The following is a 20,886-nucleotide window of genomic DNA, read 5'->3' on the forward strand; positions in this document are numbered from 1 at the left end:
TCCCCTTCCTTACAGGTTACTAATAATGGTATCTGCGAACTCGGAGCATTTCACTTGTGTAGCACCATCCATCAGACGAGCAAAGTCATAAGTTACAATCTTCTTATTAATGGACGTCTCCAGCCCTTTATAAATCAGGTCAGCCGCTTCTTTCCAACCCAAGTGTTCAAGCAACATTACGCCCGACAGAATTACGGAACCAGGGTTCACTACGTCTTTGTCGGCGTATTTTGGAGCTGTACCATGTGTAGCTTCAAAGATAGCATGCCCTGTTACATAGTTAATGTTTGCACCTGGCGCAATACCAATTCCACCAACTTGGGCAGCAAGAGCATCGGACAGATAGTCCCCGTTCAGGTTGAGCGTAGCAATTACATCAAATTCAGAAGGACGAGTCAGTACTTGCTGAAGTGCAATATCAGCAATCGCATCCTTAATAATGATTTTGCCTGCATCTTCAGCTGCTTTTTGAGCTGCATTTGCCGCATCCTCACCGTCTTTTTCCTTGATTACATCATATTGGGCCCAAGTAAATACTTTATCTGCAAATTCTTCCTCAGCCACTTCATAACCCCAGTTTTTGAAGGCGCCCTCGGTAAATTTCATAATGTTACCTTTGTGTACGAGCGTGACACTCTTGCGTCCGTGGTCAACAGCATACTGAATGGCTGCCCGTACCAGACGCTTTGAACCCTCGGAAGAAACTGGCTTGATGCCAATACCAGAGGTTTCAGGGAAACGAATTTTGTTCACACCCAGCTCTTGTTGGAGGAACTGAATAACCTTTTTCACGTCTTCGGACCCTTCGGCATACTCAATCCCCGCGTAAATATCTTCTGTGTTCTCACGGAAAATAACCATGTCTACCAATTCAGGACGTTTCACTGGAGAAGGAACACCGTTAAAATATCGAACAGGACGCAGACATACGTATAAATCCAGTTCTTGCCGCAATGCCACATTCAACGAACGGATACCACCGCCAATAGGTGTCGTAAGTGGACCTTTGATGGCTACAATATACTCACGGATGGCTTCCAAAGTATCGTTAGGGAGCCATTCGCCGTATGTATTGAAAGCTTTCTCACCAGCGAATACTTCATACCAGGCAATCTTTTTGCTGCCGTTATATGCTTTTTCTACAGCTGCGTCCAGTACGCGCTTGGAAGCTCTCCAGATATCGCGACCCGTGCCGTCACCTTCGATAAACGGAATTACCGGATGGTTCGGAACCCGTAGTTGACCGTTATCAATCGTAATCTTTTCGCCTTCAGTTGGGAGCTCAAACTTTTCAAATTTCGCCATAAGTTCCTTTTCCTCCTCAGATATGAATGGGTACAGGACGAAAGACATGATCTTTATCACAGACAAAAACGTACATCTCTCGTCGTCCCCTCTATTGTACCTTATTTTTTAAATTCAGGGTATACAACCTCAATCTTCCTTCAACAAAGGGTTAGCGCAACTCTGGTGATACATATTTTTGATCCATTGGACCTGTATATTCGGCGCGAGGACGAATCAGGCGGTTATTTTCATACTGCTCTAAAATGTGTGCGGTCCACCCGGATACACGACTCACAGCAAAAATAGGTGTAAACAGGTCTCTCTTGATACCCAACTGGGTATACACAGAGGCAGAATAAAAATCCACATTGGGCTTCAAGCCTTTTTGCCCTGTTACAATTCCTTCAATTCGAACTGACATATCAAACAACGTTGTGTCGCCGTTCATTTCCCCCAGTTCGCGGGACATTTTGTGCAAATGCTTGGCACGCGGATCACCGTTTTTATAGACTCGGTGTCCAAAGCCCATAATTTTTTCGCGGTTATCCAGTTTCGCCTGAATATAGGAGTCCACCTGATCCAAGCCACCAATCTCCTCCAGCGTTTTGGCCACAGCCTCATTGGCCCCACCATGCAGTGGTCCTTTTAAAGCTCCAATTGCAGACGTGATTCCGGAATAAATATCCGACAATGTGGCTACCGTTACACGCGCAGCAAAGGTAGAAGCATTTAATTCATGATCGGCGTGCAACACGAGAGCCTGATTGAACGCTTTAATAGCCGTCTCCTCCGGGTCCTTGCCAGTCAGCTGATACAAAAAGTTTTCAGCAATGGAAATACCTTTTTTAGGCGCAATCGGCTCCAAGCCCTCGCGTATACGTGCTATAGCTGCCACAATGGTAGGCAATTGCGCCTGAAGCTTGACAGTTTTGGTCACATTAGACTCTCTCGACATATCATCCGCCTCTGGGTCATACAAAGCGAGAGACGATACGGCTGACCTCAAGGCAGCCATTGTACTCAAATTTTTCGGGTATAACTTTAATTGAGTAACAATTTCATCCGGAATAGCAGCGTATTCGCTTAACTGGTTGCGAAGCTCCTGCAATTGCTCTTTATCAGGTAATTTTCCAAACCACAACAAATAAGCTACCTCTTCAAAATCGGCGTTAACAGCCAAATCATCAATGTTATAACCCCGGTACGTGAGAACGCCATCTACGATAGAGCTTATGGAGGAAGTGGTCGCTACGATCCCTTCCAGACCTTTAGTCGCTGTCATCGTTACATCTCTCCTTTGTAAAAACATTGTGAACGGACTTGCAATGTAAACATTTTCAAAAGTAAGATATGTCTTTTAAATAGCTGAGTAATGTTAACGCCATATGTCAATATTTAAACCTTCTTTCACTATACTGGATTTTGTCGTTTATGTGAACATTGAGGGCTATTCCAACACATTCAAATGTTTTATCGCTTCCATAAATAAATTTTTGAAACCCCTTACAAAAAAATTGATTCATTTGCACTTTTTTACACAGGTCTTGTCTTCCCCCTTTCCCGCATATGTATAGTAGAGCATTTATTTTATGAAAAACTATCGTAAAAGAAAGGAGCCGTGAAAGCTTGAGCCGGTTAATCCTGAATCGCATATTTCGTGCTCTATGGGTGGCAATCGTGATTGTAGCTCTGTTACTGGGCATATATGTGCTTTTCCCTCTCGTCTATCCTTTCCTATTCGCCTGGCTTGTGGCTTATGCCATGAATCCACTGGTTAGTTTTCTGCGTAGCAAAGCCTGTATGCCACGTTGGACGGCTGTCACGGTCTCATTATTTGTATATTTAGGTGGAATTGCAATTATCCTATCTGCAGCAATCACCCGCATGGTCCGAGAAGTTATAAAGTTGGCCATGACTTTTGACGGACATATTGAGCGTTTTAAAAGCCTGTTTATCGATTGGACACAGAGTGATTTGATTCAAAATGTAATTATTGAAATTAACCATTTTATCCGGGATAATCCGGATTACCAACATACCATTAACAGTAATATTGATAAGACCACTCAAACTGTCAGTTCGGCTGTCACTACGCTAGTCGCTCAATTTTTTAATGGAGTTTTGAACTTGCTGACCTCTCTGCCTAATATGGGAGCAGTTCTAATGGTTATTGTATTAGCAGCCTTTTTTATTAGTAAGGATTGGGACCGACATAGTCGGATGCTCTCAAACACGATTCCTGATACGATTCGCAAGCCATTGTCGGATATATGGCACGATTTGCGTAAAGCACTGTACGGCTATTTGCGTGCACAGTTCATTATCATCTCCATTACGGCATTAACGGTCATTGTTGGGCTGTTCATATTGCGTGTGGAATCCGCCTTTACCATCGGTTTGATGATCGGGCTGGTGGACTTGCTACCTTATTTGGGGGTTGGCATTGTGATGATTCCGTGGATACTGTATGCGTATATGTCTGGTAATTTGGCATTAGGGGTAGGATTGTCGATCCTTTATATCATCCTGTTGATTGGACGACAGATCGTGGAGCCTAAGGTGCTGGCCAGCAGCGTGGGCTTGAACCCGCTTCCCACCCTCATCGGTATGTTCATCGGGCTCAAGCTGTTTGGCGTTTTAGGACTAATTATCGGACCTGTATCACTCATTGTCGTTGATGCACTGAATCGCGCAAATGTCATTCAGGACTTGCGCAACTATATTCTCGCTGGAAGAGTCCGCTAGATCACGGATAGGAAAACGGCAGCTCACGTCAAAACCGCCGAAACGTAATACTGCCGTTCTTCATTTTTTTCTCCAGCCACTTCAATAAAAAGCGTCGGTACAACGCTCGTGTTAAAGGAAACACCAACGTAAAACCAATAATATCTGTTAAAAATCCAGGGATAAGCAGCAAACTCCCACCGAAAAAAACACATAATCCATCCAGCATTTTACGGCCGGGCATTTGTCCCCGGTTCATTTCATTTTTCGCATCGGCAATCACCTTACGACCTTCAAATTGCATCATGGCAGCCCCGATTAGGGTCGTCAGAATGATGAGTAAAATCGTTTTGCCCGCTCCAATCCAGTGACTTACCCATATAAACCCGTACAGCTCCGCCAAAGGAATGAGCAGCAGCAACAGCCACAGACGTTTACGCATCATCATGACTTCTGTCCCTCCCCGCCTGTAAAAGCAAGCCTTAATGCAGTGTACAGCTCAGGTAGCGCCTGATCCAGTCGAACAGGCTTCCATTCGGTGTTCAACCATACGTGCCGTGTCATCCCTGTGACAAGCAGCTCTCCCGGCAGCGTGTCTGCCTGGGTCCATACCTTTCCCAGATACCTTTGATGCTCATCTTCCGTTACCCGTCGAACCTCATAGATATAGTTTAGACGTAATCTGGAGAAGTCCGTAATTGCGGTATAAATGGTAATTAAATCATCATATCGAGCAGGACTCGCATATTTCGCATTGATTTCAATAACTGGCAGCAAGACTCCTCGTTCCTCCATACTCCGATAGTTAAAACCCGCCTGTCGGATCATTTCGGTGCGCCCGATCTCAAACCAGTTCAAATAATTCGCATGATATACGACCCCCATCTGGTCGCTTTCCTGATAACGGACGCGTAGCGGTGCGCCATACCAGCGTAATTCCGTTTGTTTCTCCTCTTGAGTCATACAAGCTCTCCTATCTTTGTGCATCTTTATCTCTATTTTGCCCTCTCTCCATTAAACCATATTTACAGCCCGGGAACAAAAAGAGGGCAGACCGAACGGTCCGCCCTCTCCAATCATATATAATAATGCCTTTATTATTGTGGCAACGGCTTGGACAGTTTATAATATCCGCTATCCGAAGCCAGCTTGAGCAAGCTCTTAGCCTGGCTTCCCGCCCAGGCGTAACCAAGTCGTCTTTCCTCACTAATTTTCATGATGTCGGTATACTTTTTGCCATCCCGGTCTGAAAAGAAATATTTATTGTCTTCCACATTATAGAACCGATACCACATTACGCTCGATGCGTCCTTTTGGAAGAACTCCGGACCTTGACGATTGTATTTGATACCGTCGATTCGGTTCGCGTCAAACCATTTCAAAGCACTCTGAGCCGCTTTTTTCACTTCAGCGGTTTGCGGCTGGGACATGAGAAAAGCAGTAATGCCTACTGATTCCGTAGTTGTTTTGGAAGGTAACTCAAATGCCCGGGCTTCAACAGATGCATAAGTAGCCGGATCGTGCTGTGCACCCCAGATTGTTGGTGTACCATTATTTACAATTTGAGATTTAATTGTGTACTGGATACCTTTGTTTAGCGCTTGCTGAAGTCTGGAGCGGTAAGAGTTATCCAGAATATCGCTATCAAACGGCTGCTTCTTGTTCACAATATCGTCAGCCAAAACCATAACTCTGACCATCGCATCATCATTATAAGTTACAGCATCGGAATAATTACCACGTTTAGGGTATACTTGAGGCCAGCCACCTGAGGAATATTGAGAGGTTAGTACGAAGTCGACTGCTTTTTGTACACTGTTCTTAATATCTTTATTTTTGGTTTTTTTGTATACATCCGCTAAAAAACGAATCTCGGTTGTCGTGGCCTCGTTATCAAACGTTCCGAGTTCAACACCATCCTTGCTTTTCCATGTGGAGCGTGCAGCTTTGCCATCCCATTTGGATTTATAATTCTTTTCCATAGCTTTGAAGAATCCGCCATGCGGCAATTGCCAGGATACAATATTTAAGGCAAGCGTCGTATCCTTGGAAATATCCCCCGTAGAAAACTTGCTAAAGTCGCGCATTTTGTTCAAGAGGCTGTCTGTATTCACAACAGCGGTTGGCTTCGCCACAGCCGACAGCCCAAATAATTGCTCACGATCCAAAACACCTGAATTTACATCGCCACCATAAACGTCCCGTCCCACAGCTGAATCTGTGGTAAGTTCATAAGAAGCAATCGCCGATTCACGTCCTGAATCATATGTAGTCGGCACCATCTCCTGTGCCGCAGCCCATGAGGGACTTAGGAGTCCTGACGTTACTGTAATCGCCAAACTTGAAAGCGCTATCATCTTTACGGTTGGACACATCTTCTTTTTCATTTGAACCTCTCCCTTATTTTGATTTGGGTAATTGTGTTCAGTTTAACCCTATTTACTCTTGCTGAAGATTCTTTTTGATAGCGAGGGGAACTAAACCACTATTTATGCATGATAAATAGTTAGTTGTATTATATGAAAATATACCCAAACGATCAATATATTTTAATTTACTAATAGATTAAAAAAGTTACAAAACGTTGAACACAATAAAAACCCTCTTACTAATGCTGGATTAGTAAGAGGGTTTTACGTGCAGCTAATATATAGTAGGTCGATGAGCAACATCGCTTAACCAAATCGACCCATGATGTACTCCTGAGTCAGCTCATTTTCAGGATTCGTGAAAATATCGTTCGTTTTCCCATGTTCAACCAGACTTCCAATATAAAAATAAGCAGTATAATCGGAAATTCGTGCAGCCTGCTGCATATTGTGCGTCACAATAACGATGCGCAGTTCTTTTTTTAATTCGGTGATGAGCTCTTCTACCTTGCCTGTAGACACAGGGTCCAGCGCGGAAGCTGGCTCGTCAAGCAATAGAATTTTCGGCTGAACGGATAGTGCACGTGCAATGCAAAGCCGCTGCTGTTGCCCGCCAGACAGCGCCAGAGCGGAATCGTGAAGGCGATCCTTGACCTCGTCCCATAATGCTGCTTTACGCAGGCTGCTTTCGACGATTTCATCAAGCTGTTTCTTCTTGCGCACCCCACGGTATTTAGGACCGAAGGCGATATTATTGTAAATGGATTTGTAAAAAGGATTGGGACGTTGCCACACCATGCCAATTTGCTGACGCAGCTTGATCACGTCCGTTTCCGGTGCCGTCAAATCCTGTCCATCCATCCAGATATGTCCCGTTGTAGAGGAAGACGCAATCTCATCATTCATCCGATTAAGGGAGCGCAAAAAGGTCGATTTACCGCAGCCGGAAGGCCCGATCAGGGCAGTCACTGTCTGTTCGGGAAAGGCAAGATTCACTTTTTTCACAGCCTCAAAGCTGCCATAATAAATACTCAAATCCTCAGTACTGAACGGATGCGGCGGTTGTCCCGCAAGCTGTTCCGAACGCGTAGACTGAACGGATGTTGCTGGTGCGGCGGTTTTTACCGTTCGTGTAATCACATGTTCCATTGTTCTCCATCCCCTTTCTAATCCATACGTTTGGCAGCTGTCAGACGGCGGTATACAACTCTTCCGAACCATCTTGCACTCAAGTTGAATGCAAGCACAAGCAGCACCAGTACGGCAGAAGCGCCTGCAGCAATATCTTTGGAGTCAGGAGCAATCCCCTCACTGTTGACCTTCCAAATATGAACAGCCAATGTCTCAGCAGGTCGCATCGGGTTAATAGGCGATCTAGCATGCAATGGATTCCAATCAGTAAAATCAAGCGGCGGCGTACTCATCCCTGCTGTAAACAGCAATGCGGCGGCTTCCCCGAAAATACGGCCTGCGGCCAAAATGGTACCCGTAATCAAGCTTGGCAGCGCAGCTGGCAACAAAATGGAGGTGATAATTTTCCACTTGGACAATCCAAGCGCAAGTCCAGCTTCCTTTTGCTCCTTCGGCACAGCTCGGAAAGCCTGCTCAGTTGTGCGAACCATCAGCGGCAGGTTAAATACGGCCAAAGCCAAGGCTCCTGATAAGAGGGAAAAGCCAAAATCAAACGTATTTACGATAAGTAGTAGTCCAAACAATCCGATGACGATAGACGGGAAGGAGGACAATACTTCGACGACAAGTCGTATAAAGTCCGTAATTTTCCCCGGCTTTGCATATTGCGCCATGTAAATACCTGCGCCCCAGCCAATCGGAATGGTGATAATCAAAGTTAGGATTAACAAAAATACGGAATTAAATAGTTGTGGGCCAATACCACCGCCTGCACGTAATGTTTGGGGAGCACTGGTTAAAAAGTCAAAAGAAATATGACTGACTCCGCGGGCCAAAATGAAGCCCAGTAATCCAACCAAAAGTGCAACAATAAACAAGGCGAAGAAACAGATTACAAATGTAGCGATCTTGTCGGTCGTTTTAGCTTTCATCAAACCCGGTTTCTCCTTTCAAGCTGCCTTACCAGCAGCACGAAAATGAATGTCATGAGCAGAAGAACAAGCGCCATACTCCAGAGAGCATTGTTATGAACGGAGCCCATCGCTGTATTACCCATGCTTAGTGTAATGACGCTGGTCAAGGTCGAAGCGGATTCCAGCAAGGAATGCGGTATATGCGGAGCATTCCCGATTACCATCTGTACAGCCAACGCTTCTCCGAAGGCACGAGCCATACCGAGAATAATTCCTGTTAAAAGAGCAGGCAACAGCGTCGGAATAATAACACGGGCAATTGTCTGCCAGCGAGTAGCACCCAAAGCATAAGAGGATTCACGCAGCCCCCCCGGCAAGGAAGACAACGCATCTGCCATAATACTCGTAATCGTCGGCAAAATCATGACTGACAACACTAGGCAGCCTGCCAGAATGCCGATGCCTTGTCCTCCAAACACGTTCCGCAGCAGCGGGACGATCACGGTCAAGCCGACAAAGCCATATACAACAGACGGAATACCGGATAATAATTCAATCGCAGGTTGAAGGATACGTTTACCCGATTTCGGCACGATTTCCGTCATAAATAAAGCCGCACATAAGCTGAGCGGACTGGCAATTAAAGCCGCCAGTATGGTTACTGCAAAAGAACCCGTAATAAACGGAAGCGCGCCGAAGGACTTAGGTTCGCCATCCGGGCTCCATTTGGTTCCAAAGAAAAACTCTCGCAGACTGACTCCATTCACCGCAAATGTAGCTACACCTTTGGAGGCAACAAAATATACGATGGAGACAATGACTGCAACTAAAAAAACGACACAAACCGACGTATATATGCGGCCGGTCCATTCTTCCCAGTAATGTCTTTCTTTCATAACTCGGGATCGTTTATTCTGTTCCATGTATGCCTTCCCTTCAATTGGTTCCATACTGTAACTCCTTTAACCGAAGAATAGAGGCCGGACGCTAGTCCGCCTCTTCTTCGTGAATATACTCGCGTTAGCTGCGTTCATCGAACAGGAGGTGTGACTCTCCTTATTTCGTGATATTACCGTCAGCATCACGTTTCACTTGCATACCTGCTACTGGAATGTATCCCAAGTCTACGACATCCGTTTTTTGGATTTCATCTGACAGAATGTAGTCCAGGAATGCTTTCACATGCTCTTTTGGCTCACCTTTAGTGTACATATGCTCGTAAGCCCACACTGGATATTTACCTTGTTCTACATTTTCAACGTTAGCTTCAACGCCATCGTATTTCAAAGCAGTTACTGTGTTGTCGATGTAGGACAGAGCCAGATAACCAATCGCACCCGGTGTTTCAGCAATCAGCTTTTTCACAGTACCGGAGGAATCTTCTTGAATGGAGCCCGGCAGATCTTCCGTTTTTTGTCCCAATGCGTATTTTTCAAATGTTGCACGAGTACCGGAGCTGCTTGGACGGTTCACGATAACAATTTTTTGATCCGCACCGCCAATTTCTTTCCAGTTCGTGATTTTACCTGTAAAGATTTGTACCAATTGATCTTTTTTCAGGTCTGTAACGCCTACTTTAGGATTCGCTACCGCTGACATGGCTACAACAGCTACTTGGTGATCGACCAGCTCATCTGCGCCGCTCTCCAGTTTTTCTTTTGCAAACACGTCGGAGTTACCGATGTCCGCTTGTCCGCCGGAAACCTGAGTCAAGCCAGTACCGCTACCGCCGCCCTGTACTTGAACTGCAATGCCTTTATATTTATCGACAGCCATAAATTTTTGTCCCGCTTGCTCTACCAATGGTTGAAGTGCAGTGGAGCCAACAGCCAGAATGTTTCCTGTCAGTTCAGCAGCTGCCTTATTGTCTGTTCCTGTAGCAGCGTCTCCTTGTGGTGCAGCATTGTTACCTGATCCGCAAGCTGCAAGTGCAAATACCATGGTGAGAGTCATCAGAATGAACGGCCATTTTTTCAACATTTTTTATTGTCCTCCCCTTAGTTAAGTGACGGTTTTTTATTTATGACCATCAACACTTTTACATTGTAGGCCTGGAATGTTAGACGAACGACGTGGTTTTGTAAAACAAATATAAAATATTGATAGATAAATTATTTTTCGGTATATAATTAATCTATAGTTTGAAATTCATATATGAATGACATATAAGGAGAGCTGTTGGATTCCATGAATATTCTAAAATTGCGTATTTTGATGCTGATCGACAAATTCCATAAGGCGACGGATGTGGCCGAAGCTTTGCAAGTCAAACAACCTACCGTCAGCTTTCATATGAAAAGCTTGGAAAAGGAAATGGGCGCTTCCCTATTCTCTCTTCAACAAGGCAGGATTATACTAACGGAAGCTGGAAAAAAATTATTACCTTACGCAAAGCAGATCATCTCTCTGGAACAAGAAGCTAGACAAGCTGTAGATGAACTGACAGAAGAGTCACAGGGTCAATTACATCTGAGTGCAGAGTCGATATCAGGTACGTATCTCCTCCCCACTTTGATGGCTAAGTTTGCTGAGCGGTATCCAGATTGTCGTATTCAGTTGGAGATTCAATCTCCGGATGCAATTAAGCAGCTACTGAAACAGGGAGAAATTGATTTTGCTTTTCTCGACGATAGAAATCCTCTTCCAGAGTATACGGTGGCAGAGCCAGTGGCTTCAGATCAAGTAGGAGTTATCCGTTCTGCAACTGCACTTGCATCCAAATCAGAGGAGGTCGATGGACCCGATATGCTGGACAAGCACACATGGGTAAAATACAGCGGTTCATCAGTTGTAGATCATTATTCCTCGCTAGTTAAGCCTAATCTGGAAATCAACTCTTGGGAAGCGGTAAAGCAAGTCGTAAGCGGCGGAGAAGCGCTTGCCTTCTTTCCTGCAAGCGGAGTCGACAATAATGACAATGCTGTTCCCTCGGTAGAATGGATTCCTTATCTCGAGGCTGATAACCAAAGGAGCCATTATCAAATCAACATCGTGTATCAACAAGATATACAAATGAACTTGATGCAACAAGCATTTCTTGATTTCATACGACGAGAAGGACTGGAAATGAAAAGCTAGAGAACATAAAAAAAGAGCATCCAAGTCTTATTGACTTGAATGCTCTTTTGCTTGTTGTAACAATACATACAGCCTCGATATTATTTCAAGGAGACTTTAATTACGCTTGTGCTGGAACGCAGCTAATTTTGATCAGGTTCGTAGAACCAGAATCACCAAGAGGTACGCCCGCAGTAATCACAACCAAATCGCCCTCTTTAACGAGGCCAGATTTACGACCGCCTTCCAGTGCGTTGTCAAACAGACTATCTGTTGTGTCAACGATTGGTCTGCCTTGTACTGCATGTACGCCCCAGATCAGAGCCAGACGGCGAACTGTTCTTTCCTGTGTTGTCACAGCAACAATCGGAGCTTCTGGACGGTATTTAGAGATCATACGCGCCGTTGTTCCGCTTTGTGTGGACGTCAGGATCGCTTTGGCATGCAGGTCAAGTGCAGAAATAGAAACAGATTGGCTGATTGCTTCTGTAATACTAATTTCTTGAGCCGTTCTTTGTTTCTTGAACAAATCACGGTAGTTCAGAGAGGACTCAGCTTTTTCTGCAATACGTGACATCGTCAATACGGATTCTACCGGATATTTACCCGCAGCTGTTTCGCCGGACAGCATAATTGCGTCTGTTCCGTCAAAAATAGCGTTCGCCACGTCACTTGCTTCCGCACGAGTCGGACGCGGGTTACGTTGCATGGAATCCAGCATTTGTGTTGCCGTAATAACAGGCTTGCCAGCTACATTACATTTGTTAATCATCAATTTTTGCGCCAGAGGCACTTCTTCAGCAGGAATTTCCACACCGAGGTCACCACGGGCAACCATCAGACCATCCGAAGCTTCCAAAATTTCATCCAGGTTGTCAACACCTTGCTGATTTTCTATTTTGGAAATGATTTGGATATGACTCGCGTTGTGTTTCGCCAGCAATTCACGGATTTCCAGAACGTCACTTGCTTTACGAACAAAAGAAGCCGCGATGAAATCAATGTCCTGCTCAATACCGAAAATGATATCATTAGCATCTTTTTCGGTAATACCAGGCAAAGAAATAGCAACGCCTGGAACATTAACGCCCTTCTTGCTTTTGATCGTTCCGCCATTAACAATGCGGCATTTGATTTCAGTGCCTGATACTTCAATAACGGTGAGTCCGATCAGACCATCGTCGATCAGAATGGTGGAGCCGGGCTCCACGTCCGAGGGAAGATCTTTGTACGTAATGGAAATACGTTCTTGCGTACCGAGAATTTCTTCCGTTGTCAGCGTAATGAACTCGTCCTGAACAAGCTCAATAGGTTCAACTTCGAGCTTTCCTGTCCGGATTTCCGGCCCCTTCGTATCGAGCAAAATAGCAACGTTTTTGTTAAGCTCCTTACAAGCTTGACGGATGTTTTTAATCCGGTTGCCATGCTCCTCGAAATCACCGTGAGAGAAATTCAGGCGGGCTACGTTCATACCAGCCAAAATCAGTTTCTTCACATTTTCCAATGACTCACTGGAAGGACCGATGGTACATACAATCTTAGTTTTGCGCATTTGGGTTTTTCCTCCGTTTTCAAAGGTGCTACTCTTTATATCTTTTTCCAACAATTAAATCTACTACACTTTTTCCTATTTGTATAGGAAGTTCGTCATATTTATTGTTACCCGTTTACAACGTATTACAACATAGGCTCAGATTCCGAAGGCTTCAAGAAGGTGTATTGACCTATTTTTCGGAATTTTTGATACCGATCTTCCCTCAATTCATCGCAGCTCATATTCGTAAGGTCTGCCAAATGACGTTCCAATAGCTCCTTGATTGCGGCAGCAGTCACTTCATAGTTACGATGCGCGCCCCCTTTCGGCTCCGGCACAATATCCTCAATAATTTCCATGCGCAGGAGGTCATTAGCCGTAATCTTCATGGCTTCAGCTGCCTGATCGGCCTTGGAAGCATCTTTCCATAGAATCGAAGCTGCACCGTTTGGAGAAATGGCCGAATAAATGGCATGTTCCAGCATCAGCACACGGTTACCGACTGCAAACGCAAGCGCACCGCCGCTTCCACCCTCGCCGATGACCACACAAATAACAGGCACCGAAAGCTTTGCCATCTCCCGCAAGTTGCGGGCAATCGCTTCCGATTGACCTCTCTCCTCTGCTGTATTACCCGGATAAGCGCCCTTCGTATCAATAAATGTAATAACAGGGCGTTTGAATTTATCAGCCTGCTGCATAAGACGCAAGCCTTTACGAAATCCTTCCGGATGAGCACTACCAAAGAAACGTGCAATGTTATCTTTCGTATCCTTACCACGCTGTTGACCAATGACGGTCACCGGAATACCATTTAGCTTGGCAATTCCGCCCACAACCGCCAGATCGTCTCCAAACAAGCGGTCGCCGTGCAATTCAATAAAGTCCGTAAACACCTGCTCAATCAGATCAAGAGACGTTGGTCTTTGATGATGACGGGCCAAATGCATTTTTTGTGGTGCTGTAATGTTCGAATATATTTCTTCTTCCATCTCGAGATAACGTTCCTCGAGACGGTTGATTTCATCTGTAAAATCAATTTGCTTATCCTGTCCGAATTGCTTGAGTTCTTCGATCTTCTGTCGCATCTCGACCAGGGGCTTTTCATAAGGCAATTCACCAGCCATCTATTCCACCCCTTTCACACTGTGCAGATCAAGCAGTTGCCCGAGGGTATCACGCAGTTCCTTGCGGTGTACAACCATATCCAATTGTCCATGCTGCAAATTAAATTCGGATGTTTGAAAATCATCCGGCAACTTCTGTCTGATTGTCTGTTCAATTACAATACGCCCTGCAAAGCCGAATACAGCTCCTGGCTCCGCGATATTAATATCTCCAAGCGTAGCAAAGCTGGCGGACACTCCACCTGTAGTCGGGTCGGTGATAACAGAAATATACAGCAAGCCCTGCTCATCCAGCCGAGCAAGAGCAGCACTTGTTTTTGCCATCTGCATCAAGCTTAAAATACTTTCCTGCATACGTGCCCCGCCGGAAGTTGAGAAAATAATTAGCGGCAGACGCTTGTCTATTGCTTGCTCAATGGCGCGGGTAATTTTCTCTCCTACGACCGAACCCATACTACCAGTAAAAAAGTCAAAGCTCATCACAGCAACGACAACAGGATGTCCATAAATAAGGCCGTCGCCCGTAACGACAGCCTCTCGCAAACCAGATTTCAGGGTCTGTTGCTCCAGCTTGCTCGCATATCCCGGAAAGTCCAGCGGGTCAACCGAAATCATATCGGCATCATATTCCGTAAACGTGTCTTCGTCGAGCACCATGCGAATGCGATCCATAGCATTCAAACGCATATGGTATCCGCACACCGGACACACTTTCAAATTTTTCTCTAGTTCTTTGCTGTATTGAATACTTCCACACTTGCCACATTTGGTCATAAGACCTTCGGGAATTTCCCGTTTGGGACGATCCGGCATGTCCGCTTGATCGCCGCTCAGCGCCCGTTCCGAAGGGATGGTCGCGTATTTACGCTTCTTTTGGAATAAATCTTTAAACACAACTACACCTCTCCAGCCGTTTATTTGTCAGCCGTAACCGATACAAGGTCCTCTGCCGTCTATGCGGCACCTTTAAGCATTATGTTCATACACACGTCAACGCCTGTTACTAAAACTTTACCGCCGATCGTGCATCCTTTGTTCCACTCATGCTGCTGTATCACTTCCGCCGTTCCGGACTCAAGGGCGCAAAATCGAATTAAGCACTTCCTGTATTTCTTCGACTTCACCCGAAGGCACAAGTATCTCAAACTGTTGCTTGGACGCGCTGATGGCCCGGGCCTGCACCATAAAACCTTCTTCAGACAGTTTGAGCTTAATCATGTCAGCCAGTCTGGCCGTCGGTGCAATATAAATCACCGTCCACATGCCTTGTTTCTACCCCCTAAGCCTCAAGTTTTGAGCCCATATAATAGACTCATGATAACATACCTTACTTTTTTCCCGCAACAAAAGCCCTCCTGATCATTCAAGTTCGTCGGAGGGCCTAGAAAATCATCAACTCTGTCTACACAGGTCAATTAAGCGTCCAATGATGCAGGATAATGCTTGGCATGGAGGCTCCGATGTGCAATGCGCGAAGAAGCAGCGGCAGCTAGTCCTGCGACAAGATCGTCTAAAAACACATGAATACCACTGCCTTTTTGGTTCAGCTGTTCAATAATCCCCGTCTTTTCCTTATCCAGATAACCAAAACTGGTTAAGCCGATCATGCCGTACACACTCGTAATTCCAAGAGCCAGTGTCTCGTCCACTCCGTACAGCGGTTCGTCAGCCTCCATAATGGCTTGCAATGGCTGGGGGAGAAGTTTTTTTTCGGCCAGCTCATCGAGCGCAATACCTGTGAGCAACGTATATTGAACCTCACGCTTTTGTAAAACCGCTTTGACACTGTCTATACATTCTTCCATCGTCAAATGAGGATAATATTTTAGCTGAAGCTGAAAAACAATGTCCGCAATGGACTCGATACGAATGCCTCTGCGATTTAACAAAGTTTCTGCATATTCATAGGACATAATTTCCCTCCCGCTTTCACCGTGCAGTTCTATTCTTTCACCGTACGGGACCTTATGGTGCAGGGGACGTGTTGAATCTCCTGTTCCGCCAGTTTTCCAAGTGTATGCGGGAAGGAAGGAAAATGTTCATTAAACCGTTACAATAAGGGCGGTTTGCTGTGTGCCTATCATTTGACTTTCACCGTGCCTTCACCCAACATCGACTCCATTTGATCAAAAAGCTGAGGAGAAGGCTTAATGCTGTAAGCATCGCTCAAAGCCAGCAGACGCTGGTTGCTCTCATAAAAAAGTACTGTAGGCATAGCACCGGGATGCTCCTGTAGCAGTGCCTTGAGACTGACCAGCAAGCTGGCGTCCTCCTCGGCCTGGCGGGTGATTTTGACAAACACCCGCTGACGGGCGGTCGACTCCGAGCTGCGCGGGACTGGCACCTGCTCACCGCGAGCCGCTTCGGCTCCGCGCGGTGAAGCAGCCATCACGGGACGGGCCGCCTTCGGCTGAGGCGAAGCAGATGAAGTGGCTGGCGAAGGCGGGGGCGACACGCGCGACGTTCTCCCGCCCGGGCCGCCAGCAGCAGAGCCAGCAGCTGGCACGGATGTTCCAGCGGCGGACGAGCGCGTACTGGCACGTCGGCGCTGGAGGAGCCGTGCCAGCGAGTCTTTCGCCAGCGGGGCGGTCTCATCCGCAAGGAGCTTGAAGTGCTCGTCCTGCTGCTGCATCTTGGCTCGAAGCGTAAGCAAAGCTCCCTTTTCAATCCACTGCTGGCTTCGCTTCCATACCTCAGGAAACAGCACAACCTCACAGCGCTCAATCTGATCCTCCAGCTCAATGAAGGCCATGGCCTTACCCTGCTTGGTCGTAATCGTTTTGAGTGACACTACCATGCCTGCGGTCACAACAACCGTTTCATCTGGCACATCGCCCAGCTCCATCAAACGATCCGCCTCGCTGCTTTCCAACAGCGACTCAAAATCATCCAACGGGTGCCCGGATAAATACAGTCCCAGCAGTTCGCGTTCCAGCTCTAACTGCTGGCTGGCACTGAATTTGGGTACATTGGGATATTCGATATCCCAATTGGGCATTTCCACAAAACCAAACATATCAATTTGCAAGTCATCCCGTTCCTTACGCCACTTGACGGCTGCATCGACCGTTTCATCCAGCATGGCAAGCAATTGTGCCCGATGACCCGTCAAAGAATCAAAGGCTCCTGCCTGAATAAGCGATTCAATCACTCTCTTATTACATACCCGCAAATCGACACGTCGACAAAAATCGAGCAGGCTGTCGAAAGGCCGTTCCTTGCGAACAGCGAGAATGCTCTCCATCGCCTGTGTGCCGACATTTTTAATCGCTGCTAGGCCGAAGCGGATGCCTCCCTGCTGTAAAGGAGTAAACAACACCCCGCTCTCATTCACATCAGGCGGCAACACTGCGATATCCATACGACGGCATTCGACGACATATTCAGCCACTTTCCGATGACTTCCCATCACCGCTGTCAGCATTGAAGCCATGAATTGTACCGGATAATGGGCCTTTAGATAAGCCGTTTGAAATGCTAGCACACCATAAGCAGCTGCATGGGCACGCGGGAAGCCGTAGTCAGCAAAACGGACAATCATATCGTAAACCCTTCCGGCCTCCTCCTCCGTGTATCCCTGCTTGATACTGCCTTCGACAAAATGCCCGCGCTCCAGATCCAACACTTCGCGCTTTTTCTTGGACACAGCCCGGCGCAACAGATCGGCTTCTCCCAGGGAAAAGCCCGCCATGCGCGAAGCAATCTGCATGATTTGCTCCTGATACACAATAATACCGTACGTATCCTTTAAGATCGGTTCCAGGTCAGGATGCGGATAAGAAATCTCAATCTGACCATGCTTGGCCTGTATAAAGTTAGGAATAAAGCCCATCGGGCCCGGACGATACAAAGCCAGGACAGAAATGATATCCTCGAATACACTCGGCTTCAAATCCTTGAGTACCCGGCGTACACCGGCCGACTCCAGCTGGAATACGCCTCCTGTATCTCCTTTGCCCAGCAAGTCATAGGTATGCGGATCGTTATCGGGAATACGATTAAAATCAGGCGTTTCTCCATGCTCTTCCGCAATCCAGTGTATGCACCGTTCAATAATGGAGAGCGTACGCAGCCCAAGGAAATCCATTTTAAGCAAACCAATGCGCTCTAGATTTTCCATCGAGTACTGCGTCAAAGGAACCCCTTCGCTCCCCTCTTGAAGCGGAACCGCATCGGTCAATGGAGTCCGCGAAATGACAACACCTGCTGCATGTGTCGAAGCATGACGAGGCATTCCTTCAACCTTGATCGCCATATCCAGCAGTTCACGTGTCTTGGGCTTCGTTTCATATAGCGTTTTCAGCTCCGGGGTGATTTCCAGCGCATGACGGATATTAATACCTAACTGCGCCGGAATCAGCTTGGCTGCCTTGTCCACCTCGCCATACGGCACGTTCAATGCACGACCGACATCACGGACAGCGGCTCTTGCCGCCAGCGTTCCAAAGGTAATAATTTGCGCTACATGCTCATTTCCGTACTTCTGTACTACATAGTCGATAACCTCGTCACGCCGTTCATCACTAAAATCAATATCTATATCTGGCATACTAATTCGTTCTGGATTCAGAAACCGTTCAAAGAGCAGGTTGTATTTCATCGGATCGACATTCGTGATGTTAAGCACATAGGCAACCAAACTGCCTGCTGAGGAACCCCGCCCCGGTCCCGTTGCAATTTTATGCTTATGAGCGAAGGCAATAAAATCCCATACAATCAGGAAATAATCGCTGAAACCCATACTGTCAATGGTATTCAACTCATAGTTTAGCCGTTGGTTCAGCCTTTCCCGTTCCTCCGGCTGCTCCCATCCGGAATCGCTTCCATAGCGACGCTCCAGCCCTTGCACGCACAGATTGCGTAAATAGGACGAAGAGGTCATTCCTTCCGGCAGCGGGCGATACTCAGGCAAAATGGATTGACCAAATTCCAGCTCTAGTTCGCATTTTTCAGCAATACGCACCGTGTTGGCGATGGCTTCTGCCACATGCGGGAATAAACGAGCCATATCCTCCTGACTTTTCAGATACAACTGACGTGTTGGTATACGCAAGCGTTCCTCATCGTCAACTGTCTTACCTGTGCCGATACAGATCAGAACGTCTTGCACGTCCGCATCTGGCTCAGTCAAGTAATGCACGTCATTCGTCGCCACCAGTGGAATATTCAGTTCCTTCGCCAGTGCGATCAAGAGAGGATTTACACGTTTTTGCTCCGAAAGACCATGGTCCTGGAGTTCCAGATAAAAATCATCGCCAAAAATGTTACGATACCGTTCCGCTGCTCGTCGTGCTTCGGCTTCCCGACCATGCAGTAAATGCTGCGGCACTTCACCGCCCAAACAAGCGCTCAGGCATATGATGCCTTCATGATGGGCAGCCAAAGCCTCCATGTCGATGCGCGGCTTGTAGTGAAAGCCCTCCAAATGGCCGATGGAGCACAACTTCATCAGATTTTGATAGCCTGTTTTATTTTTGGCGAGCAAAATCAAATGATATATGGGCTGATCCTTCCGGCTGCCACGCTCCTTACGCGATCCTGCCGTCATATAGGCCTCACACCCGATAATCGGCTTAATGCCGTTCTCTACACACGCTCTATAAAAAGGAATGGCACCGTACATAACCCCGTGGTCTGTAAGGGCCAGCGCCTTCATTCCGTAAGCTGATGCCTGTTTGACCAACTCCGCGGTACGAGCCGCGCCGTCCAGCAGGCTGTACTCGCTATGAACATGCAAATGCACAAATGAACTCATGCGCTTCTCTTCCTTTCACCGCTTGATTTTCTTCAAACTATTTTATCATATCCGCGTTAGTAGCGCCCATAGAATAAAAGTACAGACCTCGGCGGACAAGCGCGGTCCTGATTCGTATACCTAAGGAGGAAAAGAGCATGAGCACTTTTATATCCAAAGCGATTCTCGACTTCTTCATTGCCTTCGGCATCGTGCTCGGGGGAGCCATGCTCGGCGGAATGGGAGCTGTGGTATCGCTTCAGCCGCCAACCCAGACGATGCTGGAGGTTGCCGGAAGAATTAAAATATGGGCGCTTGCCGCCGCTGTGGGGGGAACGATGGACCCGATCCGGGTCATTGAAAGCAATATGTTGGATGGTAATTTGTCACCTGCCATTAAACAGATATTGTATTTGATTTTCGCCTTTTTAGGCGCTCATATGGGTGCAGAGCTGGTCAAGTGGGTATGCGGCAACGGACGACCGTGAGGTGAAACGACTATGAGAGTCCCCCCTTTTGAGCGCCTGCGCCCTTTTATGCAATTATCCTCCGTCTTTGTACTCGGTATGATTACGGGAGGAATGATCTACAATGCCATCTGGCATGCCAGCTTCAATCAGCTGTGGACGAACAACCAGGATCTTCAATTCCAGCTCCAGCAAGCCGAGGAAGACAACAAAACATTGCGCAAATACAGCAAGCGCCAAACCGTTGTCAAAGAAATCAAGCTGATCGCGGAGGAAGCTTCGGCCGAAAAAATTGATTCTATCAACCTGAAGGAACTTCTTCGCCGTGTCAGTCGTGATCTGGAGGTGCTGCGCGGCAGAGATATGTTCGAGATTGACTCTGACAGCAAGCTGGTACGTATGTTGCTGCACCAAAAAAAATACACCGTTCGTGACAAGGAGTATACGATCCAGGTCAAAACGATGCTTGTAATGGAAGGGGTGCTGCAAATTTGGCTGGAAGCAAAAGAAAGACTGCCTGAAAGCCACTAAGTCGGTCTATT

General features: G+C 46.7%; 19 protein-coding genes. 4 read left to right on the plus strand and 15 right to left on the minus strand.

Annotated elements, in window-relative coordinates:
* Window positions 1-9 precede the first annotated feature (9 nt).
* Both icd and citZ read right to left on the minus strand, forming a co-directional pair.
* Window positions 10-1,305, minus strand: coding sequence for an NADP-dependent isocitrate dehydrogenase (gene icd, locus NLX73_RS09485; protein WP_254325980.1), 1,296 nt, complete (start codon window positions 1,303-1,305; stop codon window positions 10-12).
* A gap of 151 nt (window positions 1,306-1,456) precedes the next feature.
* On the minus strand, window positions 1,457-2,569 hold the full coding sequence (citZ, locus tag NLX73_RS09490) for a citrate synthase (protein ID WP_028542893.1): 1,113 nt from the start codon (window positions 2,567-2,569) through the stop codon (window positions 1,457-1,459).
* A gap of 344 nt (window positions 2,570-2,913) precedes the next feature.
* Here citZ and ytvI point away from each other — a divergent pair, with 344 nt between their 5' ends.
* The gene (gene ytvI / locus NLX73_RS09495; protein WP_254325981.1) at window positions 2,914-4,032 is read left to right on the plus strand and encodes a sporulation integral membrane protein YtvI; all 1,119 of its coding nucleotides are present in this window, start codon (window positions 2,914-2,916) and stop codon (window positions 4,030-4,032) included.
* A gap of 28 nt (window positions 4,033-4,060) precedes the next feature.
* Here the strand turns inward: ytvI and NLX73_RS09500 are convergent, their stop codons facing one another.
* The 7 genes from NLX73_RS09500 to NLX73_RS09530 form a co-directional block, all read right to left on the minus strand.
* Entirely contained in the window at window positions 4,061-4,459 is a 399-nt protein-coding gene (locus tag NLX73_RS09500) for an FxsA family protein (protein ID WP_013309596.1), read from the minus strand.
* Entirely contained in the window at window positions 4,456-4,974 is a 519-nt protein-coding gene (locus NLX73_RS09505) for an acyl-CoA thioesterase (RefSeq protein WP_254325982.1), read from the minus strand. Before NLX73_RS09505 ends, NLX73_RS09500 begins: the two co-directional genes overlap by 4 nt.
* A 134-nt stretch (window positions 4,975-5,108) precedes the next feature.
* Window positions 5,109-6,398, minus strand: coding sequence for a pectate lyase (gene pelA / locus NLX73_RS09510; RefSeq protein ID WP_254325983.1), 1,290 nt, complete (start codon window positions 6,396-6,398; stop codon window positions 5,109-5,111).
* A gap of 288 nt (window positions 6,399-6,686) precedes the next feature.
* Window positions 6,687-7,529 carry a phosphate ABC transporter ATP-binding protein PstB gene (gene pstB, locus NLX73_RS09515; RefSeq protein WP_061828683.1) on the minus strand — a complete coding sequence of 281 codons (843 nt, stop codon included), beginning with the start codon at window positions 7,527-7,529 and terminating at the stop codon, window positions 6,687-6,689.
* A 17-nt stretch (window positions 7,530-7,546) separates the two neighbouring features.
* A complete protein-coding gene (gene pstA, locus NLX73_RS09520) occupies window positions 7,547-8,443 on the minus strand; it encodes a phosphate ABC transporter permease PstA (protein WP_023987910.1) in 897 nt (298 codons plus the stop codon).
* Entirely contained in the window at window positions 8,443-9,375 is a 933-nt protein-coding gene (pstC, locus tag NLX73_RS09525; RefSeq protein ID WP_254325984.1) for a phosphate ABC transporter permease subunit PstC, read from the minus strand. Before pstC ends, pstA begins: the two co-directional genes overlap by 1 nt.
* Before the next feature lie 106 nt (window positions 9,376-9,481).
* Entirely contained in the window at window positions 9,482-10,405 is a 924-nt protein-coding gene (locus NLX73_RS09530; protein ID WP_061828685.1) for a phosphate ABC transporter substrate-binding protein, read from the minus strand.
* Window positions 10,406-10,612: 207 nt separating this feature from the next.
* On the opposite strand from NLX73_RS09530, the gene NLX73_RS09535 reads away from it, so the two are divergent.
* Entirely contained in the window at window positions 10,613-11,503 is an 891-nt protein-coding gene (locus tag NLX73_RS09535; RefSeq protein WP_254325985.1) for a LysR family transcriptional regulator, read from the plus strand.
* 100 nt (window positions 11,504-11,603) lie between these two features.
* Here NLX73_RS09535 and pyk read toward each other — a convergent pair whose 3' ends face one another.
* The 6 genes from pyk to NLX73_RS09565 form a co-directional block, all read right to left on the minus strand.
* Window positions 11,604-13,034 (minus strand): pyruvate kinase, encoded by a 1,431-nt coding sequence (gene pyk / locus NLX73_RS09540; RefSeq protein WP_254325986.1) that lies wholly within the window; start codon window positions 13,032-13,034, stop codon window positions 11,604-11,606.
* A gap of 125 nt (window positions 13,035-13,159) precedes the next feature.
* The gene (locus tag NLX73_RS09545) at window positions 13,160-14,143 is read right to left on the minus strand and encodes an acetyl-CoA carboxylase carboxyltransferase subunit alpha (protein WP_061828687.1); all 984 of its coding nucleotides are present in this window, start codon (window positions 14,141-14,143) and stop codon (window positions 13,160-13,162) included.
* Entirely contained in the window at window positions 14,144-15,037 is an 894-nt protein-coding gene (gene accD / locus NLX73_RS09550; RefSeq protein ID WP_013309586.1) for an acetyl-CoA carboxylase, carboxyltransferase subunit beta, read from the minus strand.
* A 180-nt stretch (window positions 15,038-15,217) separates the two neighbouring features.
* Window positions 15,218-15,406, minus strand: coding sequence for a hypothetical protein (locus tag NLX73_RS09555; protein ID WP_013309585.1), 189 nt, complete (start codon window positions 15,404-15,406; stop codon window positions 15,218-15,220).
* Between the two features lie 152 nt (window positions 15,407-15,558).
* Window positions 15,559-16,056, minus strand: coding sequence for a phosphatidylglycerophosphatase A family protein (locus NLX73_RS09560; RefSeq protein WP_023987905.1), 498 nt, complete (start codon window positions 16,054-16,056; stop codon window positions 15,559-15,561).
* 167 nt (window positions 16,057-16,223) lie between these two features.
* Window positions 16,224-19,898, minus strand: coding sequence for a DNA polymerase III subunit alpha (locus NLX73_RS09565; protein ID WP_254325987.1), 3,675 nt, complete (start codon window positions 19,896-19,898; stop codon window positions 16,224-16,226).
* A gap of 137 nt (window positions 19,899-20,035) precedes the next feature.
* On the opposite strand from NLX73_RS09565, the gene NLX73_RS09570 reads away from it, so the two are divergent.
* Together NLX73_RS09570 and NLX73_RS09575 are read left to right on the plus strand one after the other, a co-directional pair.
* Window positions 20,036-20,365, plus strand: a complete 330-nt coding sequence (locus NLX73_RS09570) for a YtrH family sporulation protein (protein ID WP_013309582.1) — start codon at window positions 20,036-20,038, stop codon at window positions 20,363-20,365.
* A gap of 12 nt (window positions 20,366-20,377) precedes the next feature.
* On the plus strand, window positions 20,378-20,875 hold the full coding sequence (locus tag NLX73_RS09575; protein WP_061831708.1) for a sporulation membrane protein YtrI: 498 nt from the start codon (window positions 20,378-20,380) through the stop codon (window positions 20,873-20,875).
* Window positions 20,876-20,886: the final 11 nt, after the last annotated feature.

The sequence above is a fragment of the Paenibacillus sp. CH40 genome (assembly GCF_024213605.1).
Lineage (GTDB): Bacteria > Bacillota > Bacilli > Paenibacillales > Paenibacillaceae > Paenibacillus > Paenibacillus polymyxa_B.